Annotated in this window: 18 protein-coding genes; 6 read left to right on the forward strand and 12 right to left on the reverse strand. The window is 60.2% G+C overall.

All coding sequences use genetic code 11. The features are described from left to right. Positions 1-6 precede the first annotated feature (6 nt). Entirely contained in the window at positions 7-1461 is a 1455-nt protein-coding gene (locus GF108_RS12875; RefSeq protein WP_091925422.1) for a glutamate synthase subunit beta, read from the forward strand. A 155-nt stretch (positions 1462-1616) separates the two neighbouring features. Beyond that, positions 1617-1814 carry a hypothetical protein gene (locus GF108_RS12880; RefSeq protein ID WP_153668322.1) on the forward strand — a complete coding sequence of 66 codons (198 nt, stop codon included), beginning with the start codon at positions 1617-1619 and terminating at the stop codon, positions 1812-1814. Positions 1815-1835: 21 nt separating this feature from the next. Here the strand turns inward: GF108_RS12880 and GF108_RS12885 are convergent, their stop codons facing one another. Together GF108_RS12885 and GF108_RS12890 are read right to left on the reverse strand one after the other, a co-directional pair. Further along, positions 1836-3047: a DUF459 domain-containing protein gene (locus tag GF108_RS12885; RefSeq protein ID WP_172982636.1), complete on the reverse strand. Its 1212-nt coding sequence runs from the start codon at positions 3045-3047 to the stop codon at positions 1836-1838. 37 nt (positions 3048-3084) lie between these two features. Continuing rightward, entirely contained in the window at positions 3085-4308 is a 1224-nt protein-coding gene (locus GF108_RS12890; protein WP_153668324.1) for a lytic murein transglycosylase, read from the reverse strand. A 311-nt stretch (positions 4309-4619) separates the two neighbouring features. Between GF108_RS12890 and galU the strand changes: the two genes are divergently transcribed. Then, entirely contained in the window at positions 4620-5519 is a 900-nt protein-coding gene (gene galU / locus GF108_RS12895) for a UTP--glucose-1-phosphate uridylyltransferase GalU (RefSeq protein ID WP_153668325.1), read from the forward strand. Positions 5520-5762: 243 nt separating this feature from the next. Here galU and GF108_RS12900 read toward each other — a convergent pair whose 3' ends face one another. Continuing rightward, positions 5763-7484, reverse strand: a complete 1722-nt coding sequence (locus tag GF108_RS12900) for an outer membrane beta-barrel protein (protein ID WP_172982637.1) — start codon at positions 7482-7484, stop codon at positions 5763-5765. A 171-nt stretch (positions 7485-7655) separates the two neighbouring features. Between GF108_RS12900 and GF108_RS12905 the strand changes: the two genes are divergently transcribed. Beyond that, complete coding sequence (locus tag GF108_RS12905; protein ID WP_153668327.1) at positions 7656-8651, forward strand: SIS domain-containing protein; 996 nt, start codon at positions 7656-7658, stop codon at positions 8649-8651. Here GF108_RS12905 and GF108_RS12910 read toward each other — a convergent pair. The 8 genes from GF108_RS12910 to GF108_RS12945 all read right to left on the reverse strand — a co-directional run bounded on the left by GF108_RS12910 (position 8648) and on the right by GF108_RS12945 (position 19022). Further along, on the reverse strand, positions 8648-9106 hold the full coding sequence (locus GF108_RS12910; RefSeq protein WP_153668328.1) for an NfeD family protein: 459 nt from the start codon (positions 9104-9106) through the stop codon (positions 8648-8650). The two genes, GF108_RS12905 and GF108_RS12910, sit on opposite strands and share 4 nt — an antisense overlap. 22 nt (positions 9107-9128) lie before the next feature. Then, entirely contained in the window at positions 9129-10124 is a 996-nt protein-coding gene (locus GF108_RS12915) for an SPFH domain-containing protein (RefSeq protein WP_172982664.1), read from the reverse strand. 120 nt (positions 10125-10244) lie between these two features. Then, positions 10245-11294: a ferrochelatase gene (gene hemH, locus GF108_RS12920; RefSeq protein WP_153668329.1), complete on the reverse strand. Its 1050-nt coding sequence runs from the start codon at positions 11292-11294 to the stop codon at positions 10245-10247. A gap of 197 nt (positions 11295-11491) precedes the next feature. Continuing rightward, positions 11492-13357, reverse strand: coding sequence for a bifunctional metallophosphatase/5'-nucleotidase (locus GF108_RS12925; protein ID WP_153668330.1), 1866 nt, complete (start codon positions 13355-13357; stop codon positions 11492-11494). 113 nt (positions 13358-13470) lie between these two features. Continuing rightward, positions 13471-13857 (reverse strand): hypothetical protein, encoded by a 387-nt coding sequence (locus GF108_RS12930; RefSeq protein ID WP_027229507.1) that lies wholly within the window; start codon positions 13855-13857, stop codon positions 13471-13473. Between the two features lie 774 nt (positions 13858-14631). Then, complete coding sequence (locus tag GF108_RS12935) at positions 14632-16080, reverse strand: homospermidine synthase (RefSeq protein ID WP_153668331.1); 1449 nt, start codon at positions 16078-16080, stop codon at positions 14632-14634. Between the two features lie 150 nt (positions 16081-16230). Next, positions 16231-17145 carry a DUF3445 domain-containing protein gene (locus GF108_RS12940; protein WP_153668332.1) on the reverse strand — a complete coding sequence of 305 codons (915 nt, stop codon included), beginning with the start codon at positions 17143-17145 and terminating at the stop codon, positions 16231-16233. After that, a complete protein-coding gene (locus GF108_RS12945) occupies positions 17145-19022 on the reverse strand; it encodes a M3 family oligoendopeptidase (protein ID WP_153668333.1) in 1878 nt (625 codons plus the stop codon). The genes GF108_RS12940 and GF108_RS12945 overlap by 1 nt, the downstream gene beginning before the upstream one ends. A 351-nt stretch (positions 19023-19373) precedes the next feature. Between GF108_RS12945 and GF108_RS12950 the strand changes: the two genes are divergently transcribed. Then, positions 19374-21239 (forward strand): DUF882 domain-containing protein, encoded by a 1866-nt coding sequence (locus tag GF108_RS12950; protein WP_153668334.1) that lies wholly within the window; start codon positions 19374-19376, stop codon positions 21237-21239. A gap of 684 nt (positions 21240-21923) precedes the next feature. Here the strand turns inward: GF108_RS12950 and GF108_RS12955 are convergent. Beyond that, on the reverse strand, positions 21924-22562 hold the full coding sequence (locus GF108_RS12955; protein WP_153668335.1) for a 2-dehydro-3-deoxy-phosphogluconate aldolase: 639 nt from the start codon (positions 22560-22562) through the stop codon (positions 21924-21926). Between the two features lie 169 nt (positions 22563-22731). Here GF108_RS12955 and GF108_RS12960 point away from each other — a divergent pair, with 169 nt between their 5' ends. After that, a complete protein-coding gene (locus GF108_RS12960; RefSeq protein WP_153668336.1) occupies positions 22732-23661 on the forward strand; it encodes a rhodanese-related sulfurtransferase in 930 nt (309 codons plus the stop codon). The last annotated feature ends 58 nt before the right edge of the window (positions 23662-23719 follow it).

Genomic DNA, 23719 nt, shown 5'->3' on the forward strand with positions numbered 1-23719 from the left:
AGTTTTATGGGTAAGGTTACAGGTTTTCTCGAGATCGACCGGCAGGTTGGCAAGTATCAGCCTGCGTCGGATCGCATACGGCATTTTCGGGAGTTTACGATCCCGATGTCGGACAGCGAAGTGAAGAAGCAGGCGGCGCGCTGCATGGATTGCGGGATTCCCTTCTGCCATGGACCGACGGGCTGTCCGGTCCACAATCAGATTCCGGACTGGAACGATCTCGTCTACAACGACAATTGGGATGAGGCGATCCGCAATCTTCACTCCACCAATAACTTTCCGGAGTTTACCGGCCGTATCTGCCCCGCGCCTTGCGAGGAAGCCTGCACGCTCAACCTCGAGGACGTACCGGTTTCGATCAAGACGGTGGAGCAGGCGATTGCCGACAAGGCCTATGAAAAGGGCTTCATCATTCCCCAGCCGGCTCTTGCCAAGACCGGCAAGAATGTCGCGGTCATCGGCTCGGGTCCGGCGGGCCTTGCCGCCGCCCAGCAGCTTGGCCGCGCCGGCCACGAGGTTCATGTCTACGAGCGGGAAAGCCGCCCGGGCGGTCTGCTGCGCTATGGTATCCCCGATTTCAAGATGGAGAAGCACTTCATCGACCGGCGAATCGCGCAGATGGAAGGCGAGGGCGTGACCTTCTTCTGCGGCGTGAACGTTGGCGTGGACAAGCCGGTCCAGGAGCTTATCGATACCTATGATGCGGTGCTTTACTGCGGTGGCGCCGAAACTCCCCGTCCCGCCGGCATTCCTGGCGCGGAGTTCGAGGGCGTCCACGACGCCATGCATTATCTCGTCCAGCAGAACCGGCGCATCGGCCGCGAGAACATCGAATCGGTCGCCTGGCCGAGCGATCCAATTGTCGCGTCGGGCAAGCATGTGGTCGTGGTCGGTGGCGGCGATACCGCGTCCGATTGCGTTGGAACAGCATTCCGCCAGGGCGCTGTAAAGGTTACGCAGCTCGATATTCGCCCGCAGCCGCCGGAAAGGGAAGACAAGCTGAGCGTCTGGCCCTACTGGGCAACCAAGATGCGCACGTCCTCCTCACAGGCTGAAGGCGCGGATCGCGAATTCCAGGTGGCGACGCTCGAATTCATCGGCGAAAACGGCAGCTTGACCCATGTGAAGTGCTGCGAAGTCGATGAGGCGCGCAAGCCTATACCCGGAACGGACTTCTTCATCAGGGCCGATCTTGCATTTATCGCCATCGGCTTCTCCGGCCCATTTGAGAACAATATCGTCAAGGAGCTCTCGGGCTCTCTCGACATGCGCGCCGACCGGCGCGGCAATCGTTCCGTCTCCGCCGACGACAAGAACTATCGGACCAGTGTCGACAAGCTCTATGTCGCCGGCGACGTGCGCCGCGGTCAGTCGCTGGTCGTATGGGCTATTCGCGAAGGCCGCCAGGCTGCCCATGCCATCGACGCCGCGATCATGGGTTCCTCGGTCCTCCCCCGCTGACGCAAAAGGCCGGCACGTCTTAAATCGCGTGCCGGTCGCAAACCCTGTCGATTACGTCTTTACCGGGCCCGGGGCCCATCAGTATTAAACTTTTGACTAATTGATTTAGGTCGCCAGACCGTTCATAGACCATTTTGTCGTGGAGTATTTAACCAATGTATTTGAGAATTCTGCTTACTGCCGCCTTGCTTGGCCTAGCCGCATGCAACGACGTCACGGAAGCTGCCGTTCAGGGCGATGCGCCCGCAAAGGCTTCCGTCGCCACCAGCGCCATCGATCAGCCTCAGCCGATGCCGGTGATCTATATCCCGGTCAAGGCCCCGTCCGAGGCCGAAGCGAAGACACCGTCTTAAGAAGAAACGGCGATAGAGGCCTCATTGTTTCGGCCATGAAAAATCGTTGACCCGGCCGGGCTGCCCCTCGGGCGCTACGCCGTCGATGACGAGCCGGTCGCGCGCGGATTTGTCGCCGCCAACTGCCGGACGGGGAGCAGCGCCGAGCAGATCGGTGCCACCGTCCAGTTCCGGATCGTTGAGGCTGACCGGAGCAAGCCGGTCGATCTTGGCGGGCGCCTCCGGCGCGCCGGTCAGCGCCTGTACCGGAGCACCCGGTTTGATCGCGGCAATGTCCGGCGACGTTGCATTGCCGAGCATCTGCCGCAGCGGCTTTTCCACGTAGAATGCCAGCTTGCGTTTACCGGCGGCAGTCATGCCAATACCGTCATTGTTGCGCAGACGCGCCGTCTGGCCGGAAACATCGAAGCCGGACAGGGTGAAGTTGCCACTCTGATCGACAAAACCGTCCCAGACATCGACAAAAGTGCCCCCCGCCTTTTCGGTGGCATTGCGATAGAACTCGTTGAAGGCAAGGACGTCGTTGGTGATGCTTTTCGATTTGAAGGCAGGCTGGCCTACCCACACGACAGGTTGGCCAGCCTTCGTCACCGCATCGAGAAAGCCGTTCATCCGCGCCTGGTATTCCTTGGTCCAGTCGTCGGTGAGGAGCACCTTGCCGTCGGAGAATTGTTGGCGATCATTGGCGCCGATCATAATGACCACCACGGCCGGTTTTTCCTTGGCGATCATCTCGCCGATGGAGGCCGGCCAATCGCGATGATCGCTGCGCACGAAACCCGACGACCCATCGGCCTTGTCGATGACGCGCACGCCCGGTGCATCGATGAACGCGGCATCGAGGCCTTCCGCGAGGCTGCCGGCCATGAAGTCGCCGACGACCAGCACCGGCTTTGCGTCGGGCAATTTTGCCTGGATGGGGGCCTCGCTGTTTGGAATCGGCGATGTCCTTACCGTGTCCGGCCGTGGGCGGGCGCGCTTTAGCGGCGGCCTGCTCTTGCTCGGCGGACGGGCGCGCCTGCCGTCATCGATCAGGCGGTCTGTATTTTCGCGGTAGATGCGCGGACCGAACAACATATCGAGCAGCGTGCGGGCAGTTGCATGTTCGATGAAGAGGAAGGTGCCGGCGAGGGCAATGGCGATCGCGAGCAGCGACGGCGACCGAAGGACGGTTGGCGTTGCAGCAGGGCAGGCCGGCAAGAGAGCGGGACGTGAACCCACCCGCGAACGCAATCTGCACCTGCCAAACCCAATCATCTGCGTCACTTAGCTATTTTTTCCGGATGACGGTCAGCACTTCCTTGCTGGGATGACCGTCCGGATCAAGTCCCATCTGCTTCTGGAACGCCTGGATGGCGTCCCGCGAGCTCGTACCGATCTTGCCATCGACCTTGCCGTCATAATAGCCGAGTTCGCGCAAATGGCTCTGCAATTCTTCGCGCTCCTTCATGGTGATCGGCGTGAACGGGCGGTTCCAGTCCTGGCGCAGGCCCGGGGCACCGGCGATCTGGTCTGCGAGCAGACCCACGGCGAGCGCATATTTATCGGCATTATTATAGTTCTTCAACACGAAGAAGTTGCGTGTCATCAGGAACGAAGGGCCGGCACGACCGTCCGGCACCTTCAGCGTCGCCTTCTCGCTGCCGCGGGGGAAGGGCTTGCCATTGGCGCGCACGACGCCGAGCTGCTGCCATTCGGCGATGGTGTGCGAGCCGCCGGGGAGTTTGCGTCCGGCCGGCAGGACGACTTCGTAGCCCCAGGTGCGGCCGCTCTCCCAACCATTCTTGCGCAAGAGGTTTGCGGCAGTGGCGAGCGCATCGGGTACGGAATTCCAGATGTCGCGTTTGCCATTGCCGTCCATGTCTACCGCGTATGCAAGATAGCTGGTCGGAATGAACTGGGTGTGACCGAGCGCGCCCGCCCACGAACCCGTCAGATGGCTGCGGTCGATGTCACCGGTCTGCAGAATTTTCATCGCTGCAATAAGTTGCGTGCGCGCATATTTTGCCCGGCGCGGATCGGCATAGGCGAGCGTCGCAAGCGAACGCACCGCGTCGCGCATCACATCGTCGCGTTTCATGATCTCGCCGAAATTGGTTTCCATCGACCAGATGGCAAGCAGGATGTTGCGATCGACCCCGAAGGATTTTTCGATCGCTCCGAGCCAGCGGCTATACTTGCGCGCCATTTCGCGGCCCGTCTGCACCGAATGCTCATTCACACGGTTGTCGAGATAGCCCCAGACCGGTTCAGTAAACTCCGGCTGAAATTGAGCCTTCTGCAGGACTTCCGGGTCGATTTCCGTCACGCCGGCGAAGGCACGCTTGTAGGTGGCGGCGGAAATGCCGCTGCTCAACGCGGTTGCACGAAAATCCTGTATCCAGCCTTGGAACTTCGCGTCGGCTGCCGCGATCCCCGTCGATCCTGCCAATCCAAGGCATGCAACCGCTGCAGCGATCATGACGCGCCGTGCGAACCCCGTTGAACTCACCATTATGTTTTCTCCTCGAACTGTGTTTCCACATTTTTGGGTCAAACGATAAAATAGACATGGCAAAGTTAGGAATTGGTTTACCATGCATCGGCAAACGCGCGCTGCCAGGCTACATTAACAACGGCAACGAATATTTATTTTACAGCGTTATGTATTTTGGGTCTTTGAGACCGAATTGTCTAGCGCATAAACCCAGAGCCGGCGGCGGTTTTGTACAAGTTTATGCGTAAATTTGAAATGATACTGTTCGCTTGCATCTTGTGCAGAATGCATCGTCAGTAATCGAAGCGTGCAACACTGACGAGGTAACGATGACGACGAGAAAGCAAATCCGTAAGGCCGTCTTTCCAGTTGCGGGTTTTGGTACCCGCGTGCTCCCAGCGACAAAATCCATTCCCAAGGAAATGCTGACCGTTGTCGACAAGCCGGTCATCCAATATGTGGTGGATGAGGCGCGCGAGGCCGGCATCGAGCATTTCATCTTTGTGACCGGACGCAACAAGGCTGTCATCGAGGATTATTTCGACGCGCAGTACGAGCTCTATGCCACGCTCGCTGAACGCGGCAAGACCGGACTTCTCGAGGAACTCCAAAGCATCCAGCCAGGACCGGGAACAACGAGCTTCACCCGCCAGCAGGTGCCGATGGGACTTGGCCATGCGGTCTGGTGCGCACGCGACATCGTCGGCGATGAGCCATTCGCGCTGTTGCTCCCCGACATGATTATGCAGCCCGAATCGACCGGTTGCATGGCCGATATGGTCGAGCTCTACAACCAGTCAGGCGGCAATGTCATCGCCGTGCAGGAATGCGATCCGGCCGAAACACATAAATACGGCATTGTCGGTCAGGGCAGGCCGGTGGGCAAGGGCTTCGAATTGACCGAGATGGTCGAGAAGCCGGCCAAGGGCACGGCGCCGTCCAATCTTTACATCAATGGCCGTTACATCCTGCAGCCCGAAATCTTCGACATTCTCGAACATCAGGAGCGGGGCGCAGGCAATGAAATCCAGCTGACCGACGCCATGCTGAAGCTGACGAGGGAACAGGACTTCTTCGGCTACCACTTCCGGGGACGAACCTATGACACCGGTTCGAAGGAAGGCTTCGTCGAAGCCAATGTCGCCTTCGCCCTGTGGCGCAACGACATCCGCGGCGGCGTCATCGACAATATCGGCAATATGCTGAAGACGATCCAGCCGAAGGACTGAGTGGGCGTTTGGCGGGCAGCCTCGACTGGGCTCCCGCTCTTAGTCTACCCCTCCGCCGGCATCCTTGTTCGTGGTCAGCGCCGTCACGGAATTTTCCCCTATGCCGTCATCGTGGGTCCTCGGGACAAGGGCCGAGGATGACGGCGGTGGTGGGTGAACAGCAGTGGGGTGTACGAACGCGGTGTCAGTCGCGGAGGGCCGCTGAACTTCCGGACGCGGTAGGGCCGGCCTCGCCATGGCCGCCTATCGTTGCAGCGTGACCCCTACGAATATGCTGGTCTCGTTCGTATTGCGGGTGTCCACCTCGCTGCGCGTCAGTTCGTGACGGGCGCTGATATCGAGACCGAAGAAACGGTTGAACCAATAGGTAGCGCCGATCTCGGCACCGAAACCCTTGTCCCAGCCGGTATCGTCCTTGTTGTCGCGCAGCGAAACGAAGAGATTAGCCTTGAGATCGAGATTGGCGCGCGCCTGCCGCTTGATGCCGACCGTGCCTTCATAGAAAATCGAACCGCTATCGCCGGGTGCCGTCGCCCCTTCGATGCGGGTGAGAAGGCCGATATCAACGTCGGTTCCTCGCTGCGGCGACCATTTGATCGCCCCATCAACGCTGAGGCCTTCGACAGCATTAAGGCGATCGTCCTCGATGTCCTGGCGCAGGTAGCCGAGCGCCAGTTCTCCCGTCAGCTTTTCACGGATATCGAGCTCGACGCCGCCGCGCAGCCCCGTCCGCATGCCGGAGCGGCGGAAACCGTTGGAATCGACGGCTTCGTCATACATCAGTTTGCCGATTTCTACCTCAGCGAACGGCTTGATCGCCGGCGACATTTCAAAGCCGCCGCGCAGCGCGACACTCGCAAAGGTATTGTCCCGGTCCTTCTGGCTCGTTGTGGTGCCGTCGGAGAATTCGGCATTGCCGTAGGTGGTGTGGTCGACATTGCCTTTGGCGTCGGCGAAGAATTGGCCGAATTCCCGGCGCACCCCAAGATTGGCGTCGATATCCTGCACGGCCGGGCGATTCGAGGTGCCGACGATCGTCGTGGGGGCGCTTGGGTCTTCCTGCCGGTAGCGATAGCCGGCCTCGCCCTTCACCGTGGTGCGCGCACCGAGGTCGAGCTGAAATCCGCTGCGCAGGGCGATGTTGGGCGCCGAATAGTCCTCGCCGGCGAGGGACTTGTCGTAGAGGCCATCAAAATCGAGCCAGGCGGAATGACGCGACCAATCGGTCGTGGCGCGGGCGCGCAGGCGCGTTTCCGACAAAAGCGCGCCGGACCCATCGGAACTGCCATCGGCATTGGTCGTGGCGCGGAGCCCCGTACTGATCGACGGGCGCAGCGTTACGGTGCCGGCTCTAATGCCAAAAGGCGCAAACGGTTCTGGATCGGGGCGAATGGCGCGCCGTTCGATGGCGGGTTCCGGCAGATTGTCGCGCTCGGCCGGGCCCGCCGGCGCGTTTGCCTCCCGGTTCTGCTCGATCGGCGGGTTTGGGATCGAATTGGTGGTCTCCTCGTCAACAGCCGCGCGGACGCGACGCGACGCCACGGTGCGTGCCGCCCTGTCCTCGGGGATCGGTCCGAACTGGTCGACTGGCGGTGACTTCGCGCCAAGATTGTTGCTGTCGTCGGCGGGGCCGGAAGGCAGGAGATCGCTGTCCGGCGGGACGCCGCGCAGGCCAAGACCTTCATCGCCCGTCACAGGCGGTAGGGCGCCAGGGCTCAAGGGTTCGTAGGGTCGCGAGGGGATACCGCTGTCGGGCGGTGGGGTTCCCGTCGGCGGAACGGTATTCTGGGCGAGAATGCGCCGGCTATTGCTCTGTGCTTGTAGCACATTTTCGCCGACGGGACCGCGCAGGGGGACCTGTTGCTGGGCAAGTGCGTGGGGGGCAAGCACGGTCGTGCCGAGCAGCGCTGTCAGGAGACAGACGATGCTGGCAGGTCTGAAGCTGCCGCCGGGCGGGGCTTCCAAACGTGGGTGCCGAGGATGCATATGCAGGTTTGCCAATGAGTTCGAACGTTGAGGGATGGTAAAGAGGCATGGTTAATGACCTGCTAATTCGCGGTCGTTCGATGCCATTCCCGGGCATTGCCTTTAACAAAAATTGGACAGCCGGAGTGCAAAGCGCTAACGGTTCTCGCCATGCAGGCTATCAATCACACCGATCTCGACAAATCCGCAGCGGTCGAGTCCGCCAAACGGACCATCTCAACCGAAACCGACGGTCTCGTTGCGCTGAGCGAAGCGCTCGGCGGCCCGTTGGCCGAACCGTTCTGCCGCGCCATCGAAAAGATCGCCTCGATCCGCGGGCGGATCATCGTGACCGGGGTCGGCAAGAGCGGCCATATCGGTTCGAAACTTGCGGCGACATTTGCCTCGACCGGCACGCCGGCGTTCTTCGTGCATCCCTCGGAGGCAAATCACGGCGATCTCGGCATGATTGCCGTCGACGATGCGATCATTGCCCTGTCATGGTCGGGCGAGACGGCGGAACTCAAGGGCATCGTCAGTTATGCGATGCGCTTCCGCATTCCGCTCATCGCGGTGACGGCCGGCGAGACGTCGGCCTTGGCGAATGCCGCCGATGTGGTGTTGTTGTTGCCCCGCGTGACGGAAGCCTGTCCGCATGGTCTTGCGCCGACGACATCGACGCTGATGCAGCTTGCCATGGGCGATGCGATTGCCATTGCATTGCTGGAGGCACGCGGCTTCACCGCCGGGGATTTCAAGACCTTCCATCCGGGCGGGTCGCTCGGCGCCAGCCTGACCCATGTTCGCGAGATCATGCACAGCGGCGACCAGATACCGCTCGTTCCGCTCGGAACGCCTATTCCCGACGCGATGAAGGTGTTCGCGGCCAAACGCTTCGGCTGCATTGCGGTGCAGAACGAGGAAGGCACACTCGCCGGCATTATCACCGACGGCGATCTGTCGCGTAACCTGCATCGCAATCTCATTGCCATGAATGTCGAAGACATCATGACGCGCGATCCGAAGACCGTGCCGCCGACCATGCTAGCGAGCGCCGCCCTTGCGCTTCTCAACCAGTATAATATTGGCGCCCTGATCGTGACCGAGAAGAACTATCCGGTCGGGATAGTGCACTTCCACGACCTGTTGCGTATTGGAGCGGCCTAGGCTGCTTCGACGACCAGGATCCCATGATCGACGCCGGTTATGCGCACGCGCGTGCCGGCGGCGAGATCCGGCCCGCTAACCCGCCACAGACTATCACCGACGCGGGCTCGGCCGCGTCCGTTGACGGTTGCTTCCTCCAGCGTGACGACAAGACCGACCATCTGTTCGGCGCGGCGGTTCAGCAATGGCTCATCGGAGACGGCATCTGTCGCGCCGATAAGCTTGCGGCCGATGAAGACGGCAATTACGGAAAGCACAAGGAAGATGATGACCTGGATTTGCCAGGTAAGCCCAAGCGCCTCGGCAAAGAGAATCGCGAGTCCGCCGACGATGATGGCTGCGATGCCGAACCATAGGAAAAAGATGCCGGGCGCCGCCACTTCGAAGATCATCAGCACGAGGCCGAGCACCACCCAGTTCCATGGCCCAAGTTCGGTAAACAGGCGTTCAAGCATGGCTATGCTCCTTCGCCGGGCGTCAGCTATTCGTTCCGCCGGTGCCGGGCACCGTTCGGCCGCGCACCGGTGGCGTCGAGGGTGATGGCGAAGCCGGTTGCGCGCCGTCGCCGAAGACATCGCGTGCAAGCGCGCCAATGCCTCCGAGCGTGCTGACGAGTGAAGACGCTTCCATCGGCATGAAGATGATCTTCTGGTTGGGGCTACCGGCGAACTTGCCGAACGCTTCGGTGTATTTCTGGGCGACGAAATAGTTGAGCGCCTGGACGTTTCCGCCGGCAATGGCGGCAGAGACGATTTCCGTCGCCTTGGCCTCGGCTTCAGCCAGGCGCTCGCGCGCTTCTGCCTCGCGGAACGCGGCTTCGCGCCGCCCTTCGGCCTCGAGAATCTGCGACTGTTTCAGACCTTCGGCACGCAGGATCTGCGCCGCCCTCGTGCCTTCGGCTTCAAGAACGACCGCGCGCTTGTCGCGCTCGGCCTTCATCTGCCTTGCCATTGAATCGAGCAGATCCTTTGGCGGGTTTATATCCTTGATCTCGACGCGCGTCATCTTGATGCCCCACGAATGCGCCGCCTCGTCCACGACGCGCAGCAGCCGGTCATTGATTGCGTCGCGGTTGGAGAGAAGTTCGTCGAGAACCATCGAGCCCATGACGGTGCGGATATTCGTCATCGTCAGGTTGAGAATGGCGTTTTGCAGGCCGCTGACCTGATAGGCAGCCTGCGGCGCGTTGAGGATCTGGTAGAAGGCGATGCCGTCGACGGCAATGTTGGCATTGTCCTTGGTAATGACTTCCTGGGTCGGAACGTCAAGCACCTGCTCCATCATGTTGAGCTTGGCGCCGATGCGGTCGAAGAAAGGCACGATCAGGTTGAGACCCGGCGCGAGCGTGCGCGTATAGCGACCGAAGCGCTCGACGGTGTAATTATAGCCCTGCGGCACCGTCTTGACGCCAGCAAACAGGACCACGAGCACGAGGATGACCAGAACCGGTATGGTGAAGTCGAATCCGCTCAACGGCATGCTGCTCTCCCTGGCCGACGACCGCTCAAGCGGCGTTACGAAATGTTACCGCCCGTGAGCCGGCAAGCGCAAGATAGACCAAAGCAGCGATTCGAGCGAGCCCGCCGGGACCCTCTAAATCCAGCCCTGCAACTCGCGGCGCACCAGGGTCTCGATGACCTTCATGCCTTCCTCAGAATCATTCAGGCAGGGGACATGCGTGAAATTTACGCCGCCATTGTGATGGAAGATTTCCGCGCCTTCGCCGGCAATTTCCTCGAGCGTTTCGAGGCAATCGGCAACGAACCCCGGATTGAAGACGGCGACGGACTTCACGCCGTCCTTGGCAAGCTGCTCCAACGTCTTGTCGGTATAGGGTTGCATCCATTCCTCCGGGCCGAACCGCGACTGGAAGGTGGTGATAAGCCTATCTTCGCCCCAGCCGAGCCGTTCGCGCAGCAGCCGCGTCGTCTTCCAGCAATGGCATGGATAGGGATCACCGCGCTTGAAGTAGCTTTGCGGGATGCCGTGATAGGAAGCGATGAGCAATTCGGGCTCATAGCCCAGCGACGCGTAGTGCTTTTCGATCGAGGTCGCCAGAGCATCGATATAGGCCGGCTCGTCCTGATAGGAGGGAACGGTCCGGGTCGCCGGCATGAATCGCATCTTGACCAGCGCCTCGAAGAACTTGTCGTTCACGGTTGCCGTAGTCGTCGCGGAGTATTGCGGGTAGAGCGGGAACATGACGATACGCTTGCAGCCCTGCCGGTCGAGCCGCTGCAACGCTTCCTCGATGGAGGGCCGGCCATAGCGCATCCCCCAATCGACGACGACATTGGGATGGGCGGAAAGCGCTGCGGCGAGTTTTTCGCTTTGCGAACGCGTATAGGTGCGCAAGGGCGACTCGTTACGCTCGCGGTTCCATATCTTGTCGTAGAGCGCGCCGGATTTCTTCGGGCGGGTGTTGAGCACGATCCCGTAGAGCACCGGCAGCCAGACGGCCCGCGGCCACTCGATGACGCGCTTGTCCGAGAGAAATTCGGCAAGGTATCGCCGCATGGAAACCTTGTCGGTGCCATCAGGCGTCCCAAGGTTGACGAGAAGAACGCCGACCTTCGACGTTTCGATTGCCGGATGATTGTCGGGCTTGCGCACCGCCACCCGGGCCTCGTCTGAAATTGCCATATCCATACTCCACGCTTGCGCGGTGGAACGTAGAGCGGGCAGGCTTTATTGCAAGAGTGCGAAAGGCCGCATGCTCGTCCTTGGACTTTGCGATGATCAACCTTCAAGGCGGATGCGCGTGGTTCTGCACAAATGGTCATGAATCCTCGGGACAAAGGCCCGAGGATCCACCTCATGTGCGGTCATGTACAATCAGGCTAAAGGCCGGGCACCTTCATTTGCGCGCCGATCGGCAGCTTCATCGGTTTCATCTCGGGATTGGCTCCGGCAAGCTTCTTCCATTCGATGCCCTTGCCGTAAATCTCCTCGGCAATCTCCCAGAAATTGTCGCCGCGCTTGATCGTATAGCTGTCCGGATGATGGTTGGCGGCGCTTTGCGCCGCAGGCTTTGCCGGTTCGGGCGCCTTCTGTGTTACGGGCGGCGCTGGCATCGGATCGACAACCGGCGCGGCCGCCGCCATCGTTATCCGCCCATCCGTATAGGGTTTGTAGGGGACGTGCTGGCCGAGATAATCGGCAAGAACGAGTTCCAGTCCCGGACCGTAATCGTAAGCGTTGACGGCATTCGTCGAGAAGATTTTGTAGCCGTCGCCGCCGGCGCGCATGTAATTGTTCGAAACCACGCCATAGGTTGCGCCAGGATCCAGCGGGCGAAAGCTGTCGCCCTGCATCACCGCTATATCGGAGATGCGGCTGCCGGCCGGCTTTGATACGTCGAGTGTGTATTTGAGACCGGCTACCTGCGGGAAGCGCCCCGCGCCCTGGTCGATCTGGCTGACACCATTTTCGAGTGCGGCGACAACATCGGATCCGCGCAACTGGAATGTCGCCAGCGTATTCTGGAACGGCAGCACGGTCAGCACTTCGCCCATGGTCACGTCGCCCGCATCGATCGAGGCACGCAGGCCGCCGCCATTGATGATGGCGATCGTCACGCCCTGGCCCTTGACCCGGTCCAGCATGGCATCGGCAACGAGATCGCCCATGCTGCATTCGCGGGCGCGGCACACCTCGCGGGCGGCTTCGATCACGCCGGTCGATTCGCCGACCTTGCGCGACTTCAATTCCTCGATTGGCTGGGCAAGTTCCTTGATGCGGGCGACGAAGGCCGGGTCAGGCGTCACGGTCGAATCGAGAAGGATGGGTGCGCCCTCGCTCTTGATGACATTGCCCTCGTCGTCGAAGGTCACCTTGAGTTCGCCGAGATATTTCGAATAGGATTTGGCCTGGACGATCGGCACATCGCGGCCGGAAGGGCTTTTGACCAGCGTCGGATAGGGGCCGATTGCTTCGGGATCGGTGTTGGAGAGCAGCGTATGGCTGTGGCCGCCGACGATGACGTCGATGCCGTCGACCTGCGCGGCCAATTCCTTGTCCCTGAGATAGCCATCGTGATTGAGCGCGATGATCTTGTTGACGCCTTCGCCCTTGAGGGTGTCGACAACCTTCCGCAGCGTCTCGGCTTCATTCGCGAATTTCACGCTCGGGCCAGGGCTGGATATCTCCGCCGTATCGGTTGTCAGGGCCGAGATGATGCCGATCTTCTGGCCGCCAATCTCCTTGATGAGATAGGGCTTGAACTTGCCGGCGATCGGCGAATCCGGCGCGGCTTCCGTATTGCTGGAAATGACCGGAAACTTCACCTTTTCGAGGAACTTCGCGAGACTCTCCGGCTTGTCGTCGAATTCGTGATTGCCGAGGGCCATCGCGTCGAAGCCCATCTGGTTCATGAATTCGGCGGTGTCGTCGCCCTTGTAGGTCGTGTAGAACAGCGAACCCTGGAATTCGTCGCCGGCATCGAGGACGATGACATTGCCACCATCCTTCGACAGCGCGGCGCGGCGCTCGTCGATCTTGGCCTTGACCCGAGCTATGCCGCCGAAGCACTCGTTCTTGGCTGTTTCCTCAGCCGAGCAGGTCGAATCGTACTTGTTTATCGGCTCAATGCGCGAATGCTGGTCGTTGATATGCAGGATGTTGAGCGTATAGTCGGCCATCGCCGCACCCGCCGACAGGCCAAGCACTGAAGTTGCAACGAGAAGTCGGGCAAGAATTCCGGACATGATCTGCTCCCGGTTGACTGGCTCCAGATCGGCGCGTGGAGCATCGGTTGACGAGCAATGGTTTCATTCCTTTGACCGCCATGCAATCGAGCAATTGGTCGAATGTTTCGGCCTCAGCCCGTTTGCGGGCCGCGCCGCGTCAGCGAGAATTGCTGGCCGCTGGACGAGGTGCAGTTGAGCTGGCCGGTGCTGACAAGGGCGCAATTCACCTTGGACTGGGTGCCGCGCGCGAGCGAGCGCATGTTGATCTCGATCAGATTCGCCGAGGCGAAGCGGTAATTGCCTTCAGCGAGTTTTTCCTTGGTATCGTTGGCGCGGGTCTCGAAGACGCCGCCGTTGAAATTCGAGAAGGCGACACCCGACGTGTCGAACCATTGGCCCTGAACGGCGTCCGTCGGCTTGGCGACCTGCACGCCTGCGCCATCCTGCATGGACCCGCTCATGCAGCCGGCAAGGGAAAGGCTAAGCGTAACGGCGACGGGCAGCGAAAAACGTCTCATCCAATATTCTCCCATGGTTCTGGATATCTAGATGCCGTGAAAATCAAGCAGAAACAAGACCTAAGTTTAATTGCAGATGTGAAGTGTTTGAGGCTACCATTTGTTCCATCCAGACATTCAACTCTTGGTATGCATTCGGCTCAACACTGTTTCCAGGAGCAGGACCAGATGATCGTTCGAACCGCGACACACAAGGATGCGATCAATGCCTGCCGCGTCCTTCGCCGATCCATAATAGAGTTGTGTGATGACGATCACGCGAACGACTCGCAACGGCTTTCGGCATGGTTGGGCAACAAGACCGACGCGAATATCCGCAATCATGGGCTTAGGCGGTCATGCGGTCAGGAGAATCGCTTTGAAGCTTGGGTGCCGCACGCTCGGCGGTTCTACTGGTCGTCTTCGCTGAGTCATTCTTGCAAGATGGATCCTCGGGACAAGGCCCGAGGATGACTGCAGGGGTGGGCGCATGTGGGGTATGACGGCCGGAGACGATGGCGGCCACGGGGTAGCGGCGGTGGTGGAGCGGCAGTCGGCCAGCTTCGTTGTCCTCGCGGGACGACCGTGATCTTGGCCATAGGGATCCTCGGGACTCGGGAACGAGGATAACGGCGGAGGGAAGACGGGTAAGCTTGGTTGCCGTACGCGCTGCGATTTTACTGGTTGTCTTGTACTTGTCTTGGCAGGGTCCCTCTTTTGCAAGATGGATCCTCGGGACAAGGCCCGAGGATGACGCAGCGGTGGGGATATGATGACCGGAGGCTGCCGTTTGCGTCACGAGCGGACGAGGATGTTGCGGAACTGCCAGGGATCATCCATGTCGAGATTTTCCTTGAACAGACCGGGTCGGTTGTGGAGCGGCGTCCAGTCCGTATAGTGGCCCTTGAGCGGTCCGAGATAGGGCGTCTGCACCTCGAGGCAGCGGCGGAAATCCATCTCGTCGGCTTCGACAATGCCGGCGTCCGGATTTTCCAGCGCCCATACCATCCCCGCCATGACCGCCGACGAGACCTGGAGTCCGGTCGCGTTCTGGTAAGGGGCAAGCTTGCGCGCTTCCTCGATCGTCAGTTGCGAGCCGTACCAGTAGGCGTTCTTCTCATGGCCGTAGAGCAAAACCCCGAGTTCATCGGCACCATCGACGATTTCAGATTCGTCGAGCACGTGCTGGATCGCCTGTGGCTGGCCGGCGGCACCGAACATCTCGTCAAGCGACAACGTCGCGACGTTCGCGGGATGATAGGCATAATGACAGGTCGGGCGGTAGGAAACCTTGCCCTTCTTGTCATGCACGGTGAAGAAATCCGCGATCGAGATCGACTCGTTATGGGTCACCAGCAGGCCGAACTGCGCACCTTCAGTGGGGCACCATGTACGAATGCGCGTGTCGGCGCCGGGTTGTTCAAGGAAAATCGCGGCCTTGTTGCCCTTCTTTTGCTTGCGCGCATTTTTGGGCATCCACTTTTCATGTGTGCCCCAGCCGAGTTCGGCCGGCTGCAAGCCTTCGGAAATGAACCCTTCGACCGACCACGTATTCCAGAAAGCGCCGAAGGGCTTAGGGTCGCCAGCGCGCTGCGTATCGCGCTCGGCAATATGGATGCCCTTGACGCCGACCCTGCTCATCAGCTTGGCCCAGCCCTTGCGGTCGTCGCGTGCCGGTTCGCTATGGTCGATGCCGAGGTCGCGCGCGAGTTCAAGCAGGCCCTGCTTGACGAACCAGGACACCATGCCGGGATTTGCGCCGCAGCACGAAACAGCGGTCGGTCCGCCCGGATGCTTCTTGCGCTCGGCCAGCAATGTCTGGCGCAGCGCATAATTGGTGCGGTCGGCATTATCCATGTCGTTGTCGTAGTAGAAGCCGATCCACGGCTCGATCACGGTGTCGATATAGAGTGCGTTGTTCTTGCGGCACAAATGCATGATATCGACGGAAGAGGTGTCGACGGAAAGATTGATACAGAAGCCCTGGCCGCCGCCTTCGGTAAGAAGCGGCTTCAAGACGGTCTTGTAATTGTCCTTGGTGATCGCCTGCTGGATAAACCGGATGCCGCGCTCGTCGAGCAGCTTCTTATTGGCATCGCTGGGGTCGATAACGACCAGGCGGGATTTGTCATATTTGAAGTGGCGTTCGATGAGGGGCAGGGTACCCCGACCGATGGATCCAAAACCGATCATCACGATCGGACCAGTAATTTCTCCATGTATAGGCCATTCAGCCTTCGCCATTTTTTTCGTGCTCCTAATTTTGATCTCCATCATTGAGGCAGCCGCTATAGATCGGCATCAAAGAAACCATAGAGCATAGATGTGACAAAGAGCAAACAACCCTTTGCGCCGCATGTTGAAAATTTCAATCTACTGTTAATCGAGGCGCGATTATAGGGTTCTCAGCGCGGTTAAAAGCCGATCGCGGATCGTCATAATACCTTTGTAGTGCAATTGCGCCGGGTTCAATGCCTCGAGTTGCCGGCAAAAAGCTTCAGCGACGGCCCGGCACTCCGGGTGTTTCTTGAGCGCCTTTATCGGGTCGAGGTGGATGCGGATGGTGAAGAGAATATCGCCGGAGACGGGAAGCTTGCGCAACGTCTGACGCTCGACCCGAACGAAACTCTGCGCTGCAATGTCGTCGTCCGTGTAGAGCGCGCCTTTCTCATGGCTTGCCAAGGGGTGGTAGAGTTCGCCATCAGGTTGAAGCGACCAGTTCATGCGGAACACCGAACGGTCCGGGCGCAGATTGTCGAACATGCGCGCGATGAGGCCTGCATTGCGGGTGCCTGCGCCGAAATCCGGGACGGGCGCATGAATCTCTTCCATGGAACGGCCGAATTTTTCGAGAAGGGTCCATGATGACGGAAAGGACAGCGAGGCGGTACCGAGGTGCCAGCCGCGCCTTTCGTCCTTGCGCATGAGCACAAGGTCCTCCTGCACGAGGTTTGCCGCCCGGTGCAGGTAGGGCGTTGCGGCTTCGCCGAGCGCAATGGCATCGTCCCTGCCAGAGACAATGACAGCATCGCCCTTGCGCTCATATCGTTTGGGAAAATGTTCGATGAGGTGGGCGGTCAGCAGGTCGAAAACCTCCTTCTGGCCCGGTTCGCTGCCTGGCTCCTCTACGAAAATCTTCTCGCCGTGGCGTGCAAAAAGCCGCTGCTTTTCGGCAAGATAGCCGAGCAGATGATCATCAATTTCGATCCAGTCCCTGTGGTCGAGCTGTTGCAAGCCGATGGTGAAAGGCTGCGCCGACCCGTCATATGGCGTGTGCGTCGGGGCTTGCCAGGGTGACTCTGCATCCATCAGTCAGCGTCCATGGCTTCCAGTTCGTCGATGATGCCTTCGATGACCGAAAGGCCCTTCTGCCAGAAAGCCGGATCGGTGGCATCGAGGCCGAATGGCGCCAGCAACTCGGAGTGGTGCTTGGTGCCGCCGGCCTTGAGCATGTCGAAGTATTTTTGCTGAAAGCCCGCTTCGGCATTCTGGTAAACCGCATAGAGCGAGTTCACCAGGCAGTCGCCAAAGGCATAGGCATAGACGTAGAACGGCGAATGGATGAAATGCGGGATGTAGGTCCAGAAGGTCTCGTAGCCCGGGGCGAAATGCACCGCCGGCCCAAGGCTCTCCTTCTGCACGTCGAGCCAGATTTCGCCGATACGGTCGGAGGTAAGTTCCCCTTCCATGCGTTCGGTGTGAACACGGCGCTCGAACTGGTAGAAGGCGATCTGGCGCGCGACCGTGTTGATCATGTCCTCGGCCTTTTGTGCCAGCATCGCCTTGCGCTCGCGTTTGTCGCGGGTCTGTTCGAGGAGCGAGCGGAACGTCAGCATTTCGCCGAAGACGGATGCCGTCTCGGCAAGCGTCAGCGGCGTCGAGGCCATCAAGGCGCCCTGACCGCCCGCAAGCACCTGGTGCACGCCGTGGCCGAGTTCATGGGCAAGCGTCATCACATCGCGCGGCTTGCCCATATAGTTGAGAAGCACATAGGGATGGGCGGAGGGAACGGTGGGGTGTGCGAAGGCTCCGGGTGACTTGCCAGGCCGGGTGGGTGCGTCAATCCAGTTCCTGTCGAAGAACCGGCGCGCAATATCGGCCATTTCGGGGGCAAAGCCGCTATAGGCGGAAAGCACGGTTTCACGCGCATCGTTCCAGGAGATGACCGCCTGTGGCGTTTCCGGCAGCGGGGCGTTGCGATCCCAGTTGTTGAGAAATTCAAGGCCGAGCCACTTCGCCTTCATCGCGTAGTAGCGGTGCGACAGTTTCGGATAGGCGGCCTGAACCGCCGCCGCCAGCGCATCCACCACCTCCCGCTCGACCCGGTTCGCGAGGTGCCGGCTATCGGCGATATCCTCAAAGCCGCGCCAGCGATCGGAGATTTCCTTGTCCTTGGCGAGCGTGTTGGTGATGAGGGTGAAGGTGCGCAAATTGTCCTTGAATGTTGCAGCGAGTGCTTCGAATCCAGCCTTGCGCAGAGCCGGATCTGCATCCTGCAGCAGGTTCAGAGTGGGCTCCAGCGCCATTTCTTCGCCGTTTACCGTAAACCGCAACGCCGTCATCGTCTCGTCGAAGAGACGGTTCCAGGCGCCGCGCCCGGTTATCGATTTCTCGTGAAACAGCTGCTCCAGTCGGTCTTCAAGCTGGTAGGGCTTGTCCTTGCGCAGATCCGTCAGCCAGGGGCGATAGTGGCCGATGGCGGGATTGTCATTCATCGCCTTGTCGAGAATGGCGTCATCGATGCGGTTTAATTCGAGGCTGTAGAAGATGAGGTGGGTGCTGGCATCTGTCATCTTCTGCTGGATGTCGCCATAAAGCTTGGCATGCTTGGGGTCAGACGTGTCACCGGCATAGACGAGGCCGGCAAACGAGACGATCTTACCGATCAATTCTTCAAGTACCTCGAACTCGGTGATCGACTGAACGAAGTCCCCCCCATTCGGCTTTCCGGCTTCAGCGGCAAGTTTGCCCTTCCAGCGGTCTTCGAATGCCACCGCAAGCGCGTTGGCGCGGACGAGATCGGCCTTGAGTTCACTGCTGTCCGCGGAAGGATAAAGGTCGCCGAGGTTCCACACTGGAAGCGTGCCGAGTGCGGCCTGGTCGGCCTTTGCCGGATTGCCAGCGCCCTTTGCAGGAGCAGCCCGCACAGCATCTTCGCCTCTGTATCTATCTGTTTCCAAAGTCATTTCAGCACCATGTTAAAGCAGTGAAACAATCCGTGAAGGATCGAATCGGAGTAATCAGTCGGAAATTGCTAAACCTTAAAAACGAGTTTGCAATGGTCCTAGTAGCATCTGGCTTATTTTACATTGAAGCACTTTTTAGACTTTTGCAGGATGGATTCATTCGTTAAAACGCCTTAATTGTGCTGTTAACAACCCGTTGACCATGTCACAAAACGATGGATTCTTCGTGCGTTTTTGCCATGCTCTCAACGTATTTGTTCTTCAGTAAAGCGACCATTAACCATTAAATCCGATAATTCAGCCATCCGGGGGTTGTGTATCGCGGTCAGGGTTGGGACGAAATTGGCATATATGAAGCATGCAAAGAACGGCGGTTTGACGGTTGCCTCGCTCGCGCGTACTGCGTGGTTTGCCGTCACAATGATCTTCGCGTCGATGCTCTTTGCCTTCACCCAGGCAAATGCAGAAACCCGCACCCTCAAGCTCTACGCCGTTCACACGAATGAACGCATCGAAGTCACGTTCAAGAAAGATGGCCGCTTCCAACAGGATGGTTTGAACAAGCTCAACCAGTTCCTGCGCGACTGGCGCCGCAACGAACCCACCAAGATGGATCCGCGCCTGTTCGATCTGGTTTGGCAGATTTACCAGACGGTGGGCGGCCGCGACTATATTTATGTTGTCTGCGGCTATCGCTCGCCATCGACCAATTCCATGCTGCGCTCGCGCTCGCGCGGCGTTGCTGAAAAAAGCCAGCATATTCTGGGCAAGGCCATGGACTGGTACCTTCCGGGCGTGAAACTGCAAACGCTTCGCTATACCGCCCTGAAGTTCCAGGCCGGCGGCGTCGGTTACTACCCGACGTCCGGCTCGCCCTTCGTTCATACCGATGTCGGTAATGTGCGCTATTGGCCGCGCATGAGCCGCAAGGAACTTCTCACCGTATTCCCGGATGGCAAGACTTTGCACATCCCGTCGGATGGCAAGCCGCTGCCTGGCTATGAACAGGCTGTTGCCGCCTATGAAGCGCGCCGCCGCAATGGCAGCTCCATCCAAATCGCCAGCGCTTCGCGCTCCGGCCGCAGCAAGACGTTGTTCGGCATGCTCTTTGGCGGCGGTGCCGACGAAGACGAAGACAACAGCGAAGGTTCAGTTGCTGTAGCGTCGGCGGCAAAGCCGGCGAAAAGCGCCGTGACCAAGCCCGCATCCGTCGCGGACGAGGCTGAGGGTACGGCTGCTCCGGTCGCGACGACGGCCAAGGCGCCGCAACCTGCCGAACAGGACCAGGCCGGTACGCCGGACGACAGCCAGACATTGGCCTTGAACGTGCCGGTGCCGCTGCGCCGCCCCGATTATACGCCGACGCCCGCGCCGGAGGCTCCCGCAACGCTCAACGCGCTTGCGTCCGACAAGTCAACGGTTATCGCTGCTTTGCCCGAGCCGCGTCCGCAGGATAGCGCGAGCGCCATCCGCGAGCTGATCGCGGCCAATCCCGACGCTTCCGACAGCGATGCCGGGAAGGCGCAGGCCGAGATGGTCAATGCGCTGGTGCCCGTGCCGTTCGAAAAGCCGAAGCACAATGACATGCTGATGGCGTCGATCGTTCCCGATCAGCGGCCCGCGCCCGCGAGTGCTGCAGCCGTGGCAAACACTCCATCAGCGCAGAACGCTTCGGCCGAACAGGATGTCATCACCATACCGGACGAGGACCCGACACCGGAGGCGCTGCTGCGCCAGTCGGTAGCGGCGTCGCAGCCCAAGGTTCTGCCAACCGTTCCAGGCTCGACAGGTGGCCGCGTGGCCCACCCGCAGCCGGCAGCGCAGCAAAACCTGCAACTGGCTTCAGCCGAGCCGATGGCGACGCTGCGCGAGACCATGTTGCATGCCAAAGGCGATCCTGCCGCGATGCTCAACAGCGGCGTCGTGACGACGACGAAGGGTGCCAAACCGCACCGGAAGGCGGCGGAGGAACAGGCTCCGCGGGCAATCCAGGTTGGCAACGAGGTACCCGATCGCGCGCTCTCGACCCGGCAGGTAGCAGCGGTGGCGCCGCACGTCGAACCGGCAGTGATCCGCAACGCCTTGCTGCGCACCGCACCGACGACAGTCTATGTCACGGGCTTCCAGCATGATGCGCCGGTCGACGCCAACAAGTTCACCGGCAAGGCCGTGACGTTCCTGCAGATCGCCAAGTTCAGCCCGACCAGCGGTTCGTAGGTTCCCCTCCCGCGACACTGAGAGGGTAGTGTTTTATAAGCCACTACAGGCGTTATACGTCACTACCTTCGTCCCACCACCACCACCGGGCCTGACCCGAGGACCCATAACCACGTAGCCGAGCCGCATGCGCATCCGAATTGAAGGTGGATCCTCGGGACATGGCCCGAGGATGACGGCGGAGAGGCGGGTACGGCGGGGCAGAGGCGGATGACGCCCCGGGGACGGTCGATCCGAAGATGACGTCGGAGGGTCGGGATCAAAGAAGTCACCCCTCCGCACGCCGTCATAGCCGTTTAAGTCAGTGTGGAATTAGCGCGTCGCGGTCGTCGCCGCGGGATAGTACGGGGATGCTATTGAACCGTGGATGACATCGCGGTTACGTGACCTCTCCTAGTGAGTGTGGATGGTATCACCTTATCTGGCGTCATGCATACATCGATCCATCCATCCCGGCCTTCATCCAGTACCACCGTTATCCACCACTACCGCCGTCATCCTCGGGCCTGACCCGAGGACCCATGACCACGTAACCGAGCCGCATGCGCCTCCGAATCGAAGGTGGATCCTCGGGCCTGACCTGAGGATGACGGTGGAGAGGAGGGCACGGCGGGGCAGAGGCGAGGATGCCCTGAGAGACTGTCGATCCGAAGATGACGTCGGAAAGGCCGGAGCTACGCGACGTCAGCCCGCCAGCTTTGCGGCGTCTGCCGCAAGCCTGGTGATTTCGTCCCAGTTGCCGGCCTTGACATGCTCTTCTGGCGCAACCCACGATCCGCCGACACAGACGACGTTCGGCAGGCTCAGATACGTTCTGGCGTTGGCGGCGCTAACCCCGCCGGTGGGGCAGAACATGGTGCCCGCAAGCGGGGAAGCCAGCGATTTCAGGAAAGTCGCACCGCCTGCCTGGTCAGCCGGAAAAAACTTCAGCATCGTATAGCCTTCCTCGCGCAGCGCCATGATCTCGCCGGGCGTAATCGCGCCGGGCAAAAGCGGTACGTTGCTGTCCCTCGCGGCCTCGATCAGCTGCGGCGTCGCCCCGGGGCTGACGATGAAGCGCGAGCCCGCAGCGCTGGCCTCCTCATACTGGCGCGCATTGAGTATCGTGCCCGCGCCGACAATCGCTTCCGGCACTTCCGCGGCGACGGCGCGGATGGCGTCAAGAGCGGCGGGCGTGCGCAGGGTGATCTCGATCGCCGGCAGGCCGCCCTTGGCAAGCGCCCGCGCGAGCGGCACGGCGTGCGCAACATCGTGCACGAGAATGACCGGAATGACCGGTTGGCCCTTGAGGACGGGTAACAGCAAGTCGGTCTTCTGGGTCATGTCATTCTCTCCACTAGCCTTGGGTTCAATCGATTTAGTAGCGCGGGGCGGTTTTGTCCATCGAAACCCGGAAATACTGGCAAACAAGTGCGACGAGAGTGTGAGGCGACCGCGTCGATTTGCCAAAATGCTTGAAATCCGGCGGCCGGCACAGTAGTTGGAGGCGATCATGACAGACCATTCTTTAAACCTGCCCTTCAAAGTGGCCGCGCTCTATCGCTTTGCGCGACTGGATCACTACCAGTCGCTGCAGGAGCCGCTGGCGAAGCTTTGCTGCGGTCTCGGCATCAAGGGAACCCTGTTGCTTGCTGCCGAAGGCGTCAACGGCACTGTCGCGGGATCGGCCGCAGCTATCCAGCAGCTTGTCGATTTCCTCAATGCCGAGCCTGCTATCGCCGGCATGGAGCTGAAATATTCCTATGCCAGCGAAATGCCCTTCAAGCGGATGAAGGTGCGGCTGAAGAAGGAGATCGTCACCATGGGGGTCGCTGATATCGATCCCTTGCAAAGCGTCGGCACCTATGTGGAGCCCGAGAACTGGAACGCGCTCATCGCCGCCCCGGATACGATCCTCATCGACACGCGTAACGATTACGAGACGGCGATCGGCACCTTTGCCGGGGCAGTCGATCCACAGACGAAGACCTTCCGCGAATTTCCGCAATGGATCGAAGACCACCGCGACGAACTGGAAGGCAAGAAGATTGCCATGTTCTGCACGGGGGGCATTCGCTGCGAAAAGGCGACGGCTTTCGTCAAGGGCCTCGGTTTCGAGGACGTTTACCATCTCAAAGGCGGCATCCTGAAATATCTCGAGGACGTGCCGGCCGAGGAAAGCCGCTGGGAAGGCGAATGCTTCGTCTTTGACGAGCGGGTGTCGGTCGGTCACGGGCTTGTCGAGGGTGAGGCGGAGCTTTGCCACGCCTGCCGCAATCCGATCGCGCCGGAGGACAAGTTTTCGCCGCTGTTCGAAGAAGGCGTTTCCTGCCCCCATTGCTACCATGAGCGAACCGAGGCGGACCGTGCCCGATTTGCCGAGCGGCAGAAGCAGGTGCGTCTTGCCCGTGCGCGTGGCGCCAAAGAGCACATAGGCTCGTAATCCCGCGCCGCCCATGCCCGGACGACAAATCTCCTTCCTGTCATTGCAATGCCATGAA

The sequence above is a fragment of the Phyllobacterium sp. SYP-B3895 genome (assembly GCF_009647635.1).
GTDB classification, from domain to species: domain Bacteria; phylum Pseudomonadota; class Alphaproteobacteria; order Rhizobiales; family Rhizobiaceae; genus Phyllobacterium; species Phyllobacterium pellucidum.

Coding starts and splice junctions, on each gene's coding strand:
- hemH (WP_153668329.1), bottom strand. CDS start 11,294: ATGGCAATTTCAGACGAGGCCCGGGTGGCGGTGCGCAAGCCCGACAAT.
- GF108_RS12875 (WP_091925422.1), top strand. CDS start 7: ATGGGTAAGGTTACAGGTTTTCTCGAGATCGACCGGCAGGTTGGCAAG.
- GF108_RS12880 (WP_153668322.1), top strand. CDS start 1,617: ATGTATTTGAGAATTCTGCTTACTGCCGCCTTGCTTGGCCTAGCCGCA.
- GF108_RS12905 (WP_153668327.1), top strand. CDS start 7,656: ATGCAGGCTATCAATCACACCGATCTCGACAAATCCGCAGCGGTCGAG.
- GF108_RS12945 (WP_153668333.1), bottom strand. CDS start 19,022: ATGACTTTGGAAACAGATAGATACAGAGGCGAAGATGCTGTGCGGGCT.
- galU (WP_153668325.1), top strand. CDS start 4,620: ATGACGACGAGAAAGCAAATCCGTAAGGCCGTCTTTCCAGTTGCGGGT.
- GF108_RS12930 (WP_027229507.1), bottom strand. CDS start 13,857: ATGAGACGTTTTTCGCTGCCCGTCGCCGTTACGCTTAGCCTTTCCCTT.
- GF108_RS12940 (WP_153668332.1), bottom strand. CDS start 17,145: ATGGATGCAGAGTCACCCTGGCAAGCCCCGACGCACACGCCATATGAC.
- GF108_RS12935 (WP_153668331.1), bottom strand. CDS start 16,080: ATGGCGAAGGCTGAATGGCCTATACATGGAGAAATTACTGGTCCGATC.
- GF108_RS12890 (WP_153668324.1), bottom strand. CDS start 4,308: ATGGTGAGTTCAACGGGGTTCGCACGGCGCGTCATGATCGCTGCAGCG.
- GF108_RS12955 (WP_153668335.1), bottom strand. CDS start 22,562: ATGACCCAGAAGACCGACTTGCTGTTACCCGTCCTCAAGGGCCAACCG.
- GF108_RS12925 (WP_153668330.1), bottom strand. CDS start 13,357: ATGTCCGGAATTCTTGCCCGACTTCTCGTTGCAACTTCAGTGCTTGGC.
- GF108_RS12960 (WP_153668336.1), top strand. CDS start 22,732: ATGACAGACCATTCTTTAAACCTGCCCTTCAAAGTGGCCGCGCTCTAT.
- GF108_RS12910 (WP_153668328.1), bottom strand. CDS start 9,106: ATGCTTGAACGCCTGTTTACCGAACTTGGGCCATGGAACTGGGTGGTG.
- GF108_RS12950 (WP_153668334.1), top strand. CDS start 19,374: ATGAAGCATGCAAAGAACGGCGGTTTGACGGTTGCCTCGCTCGCGCGT.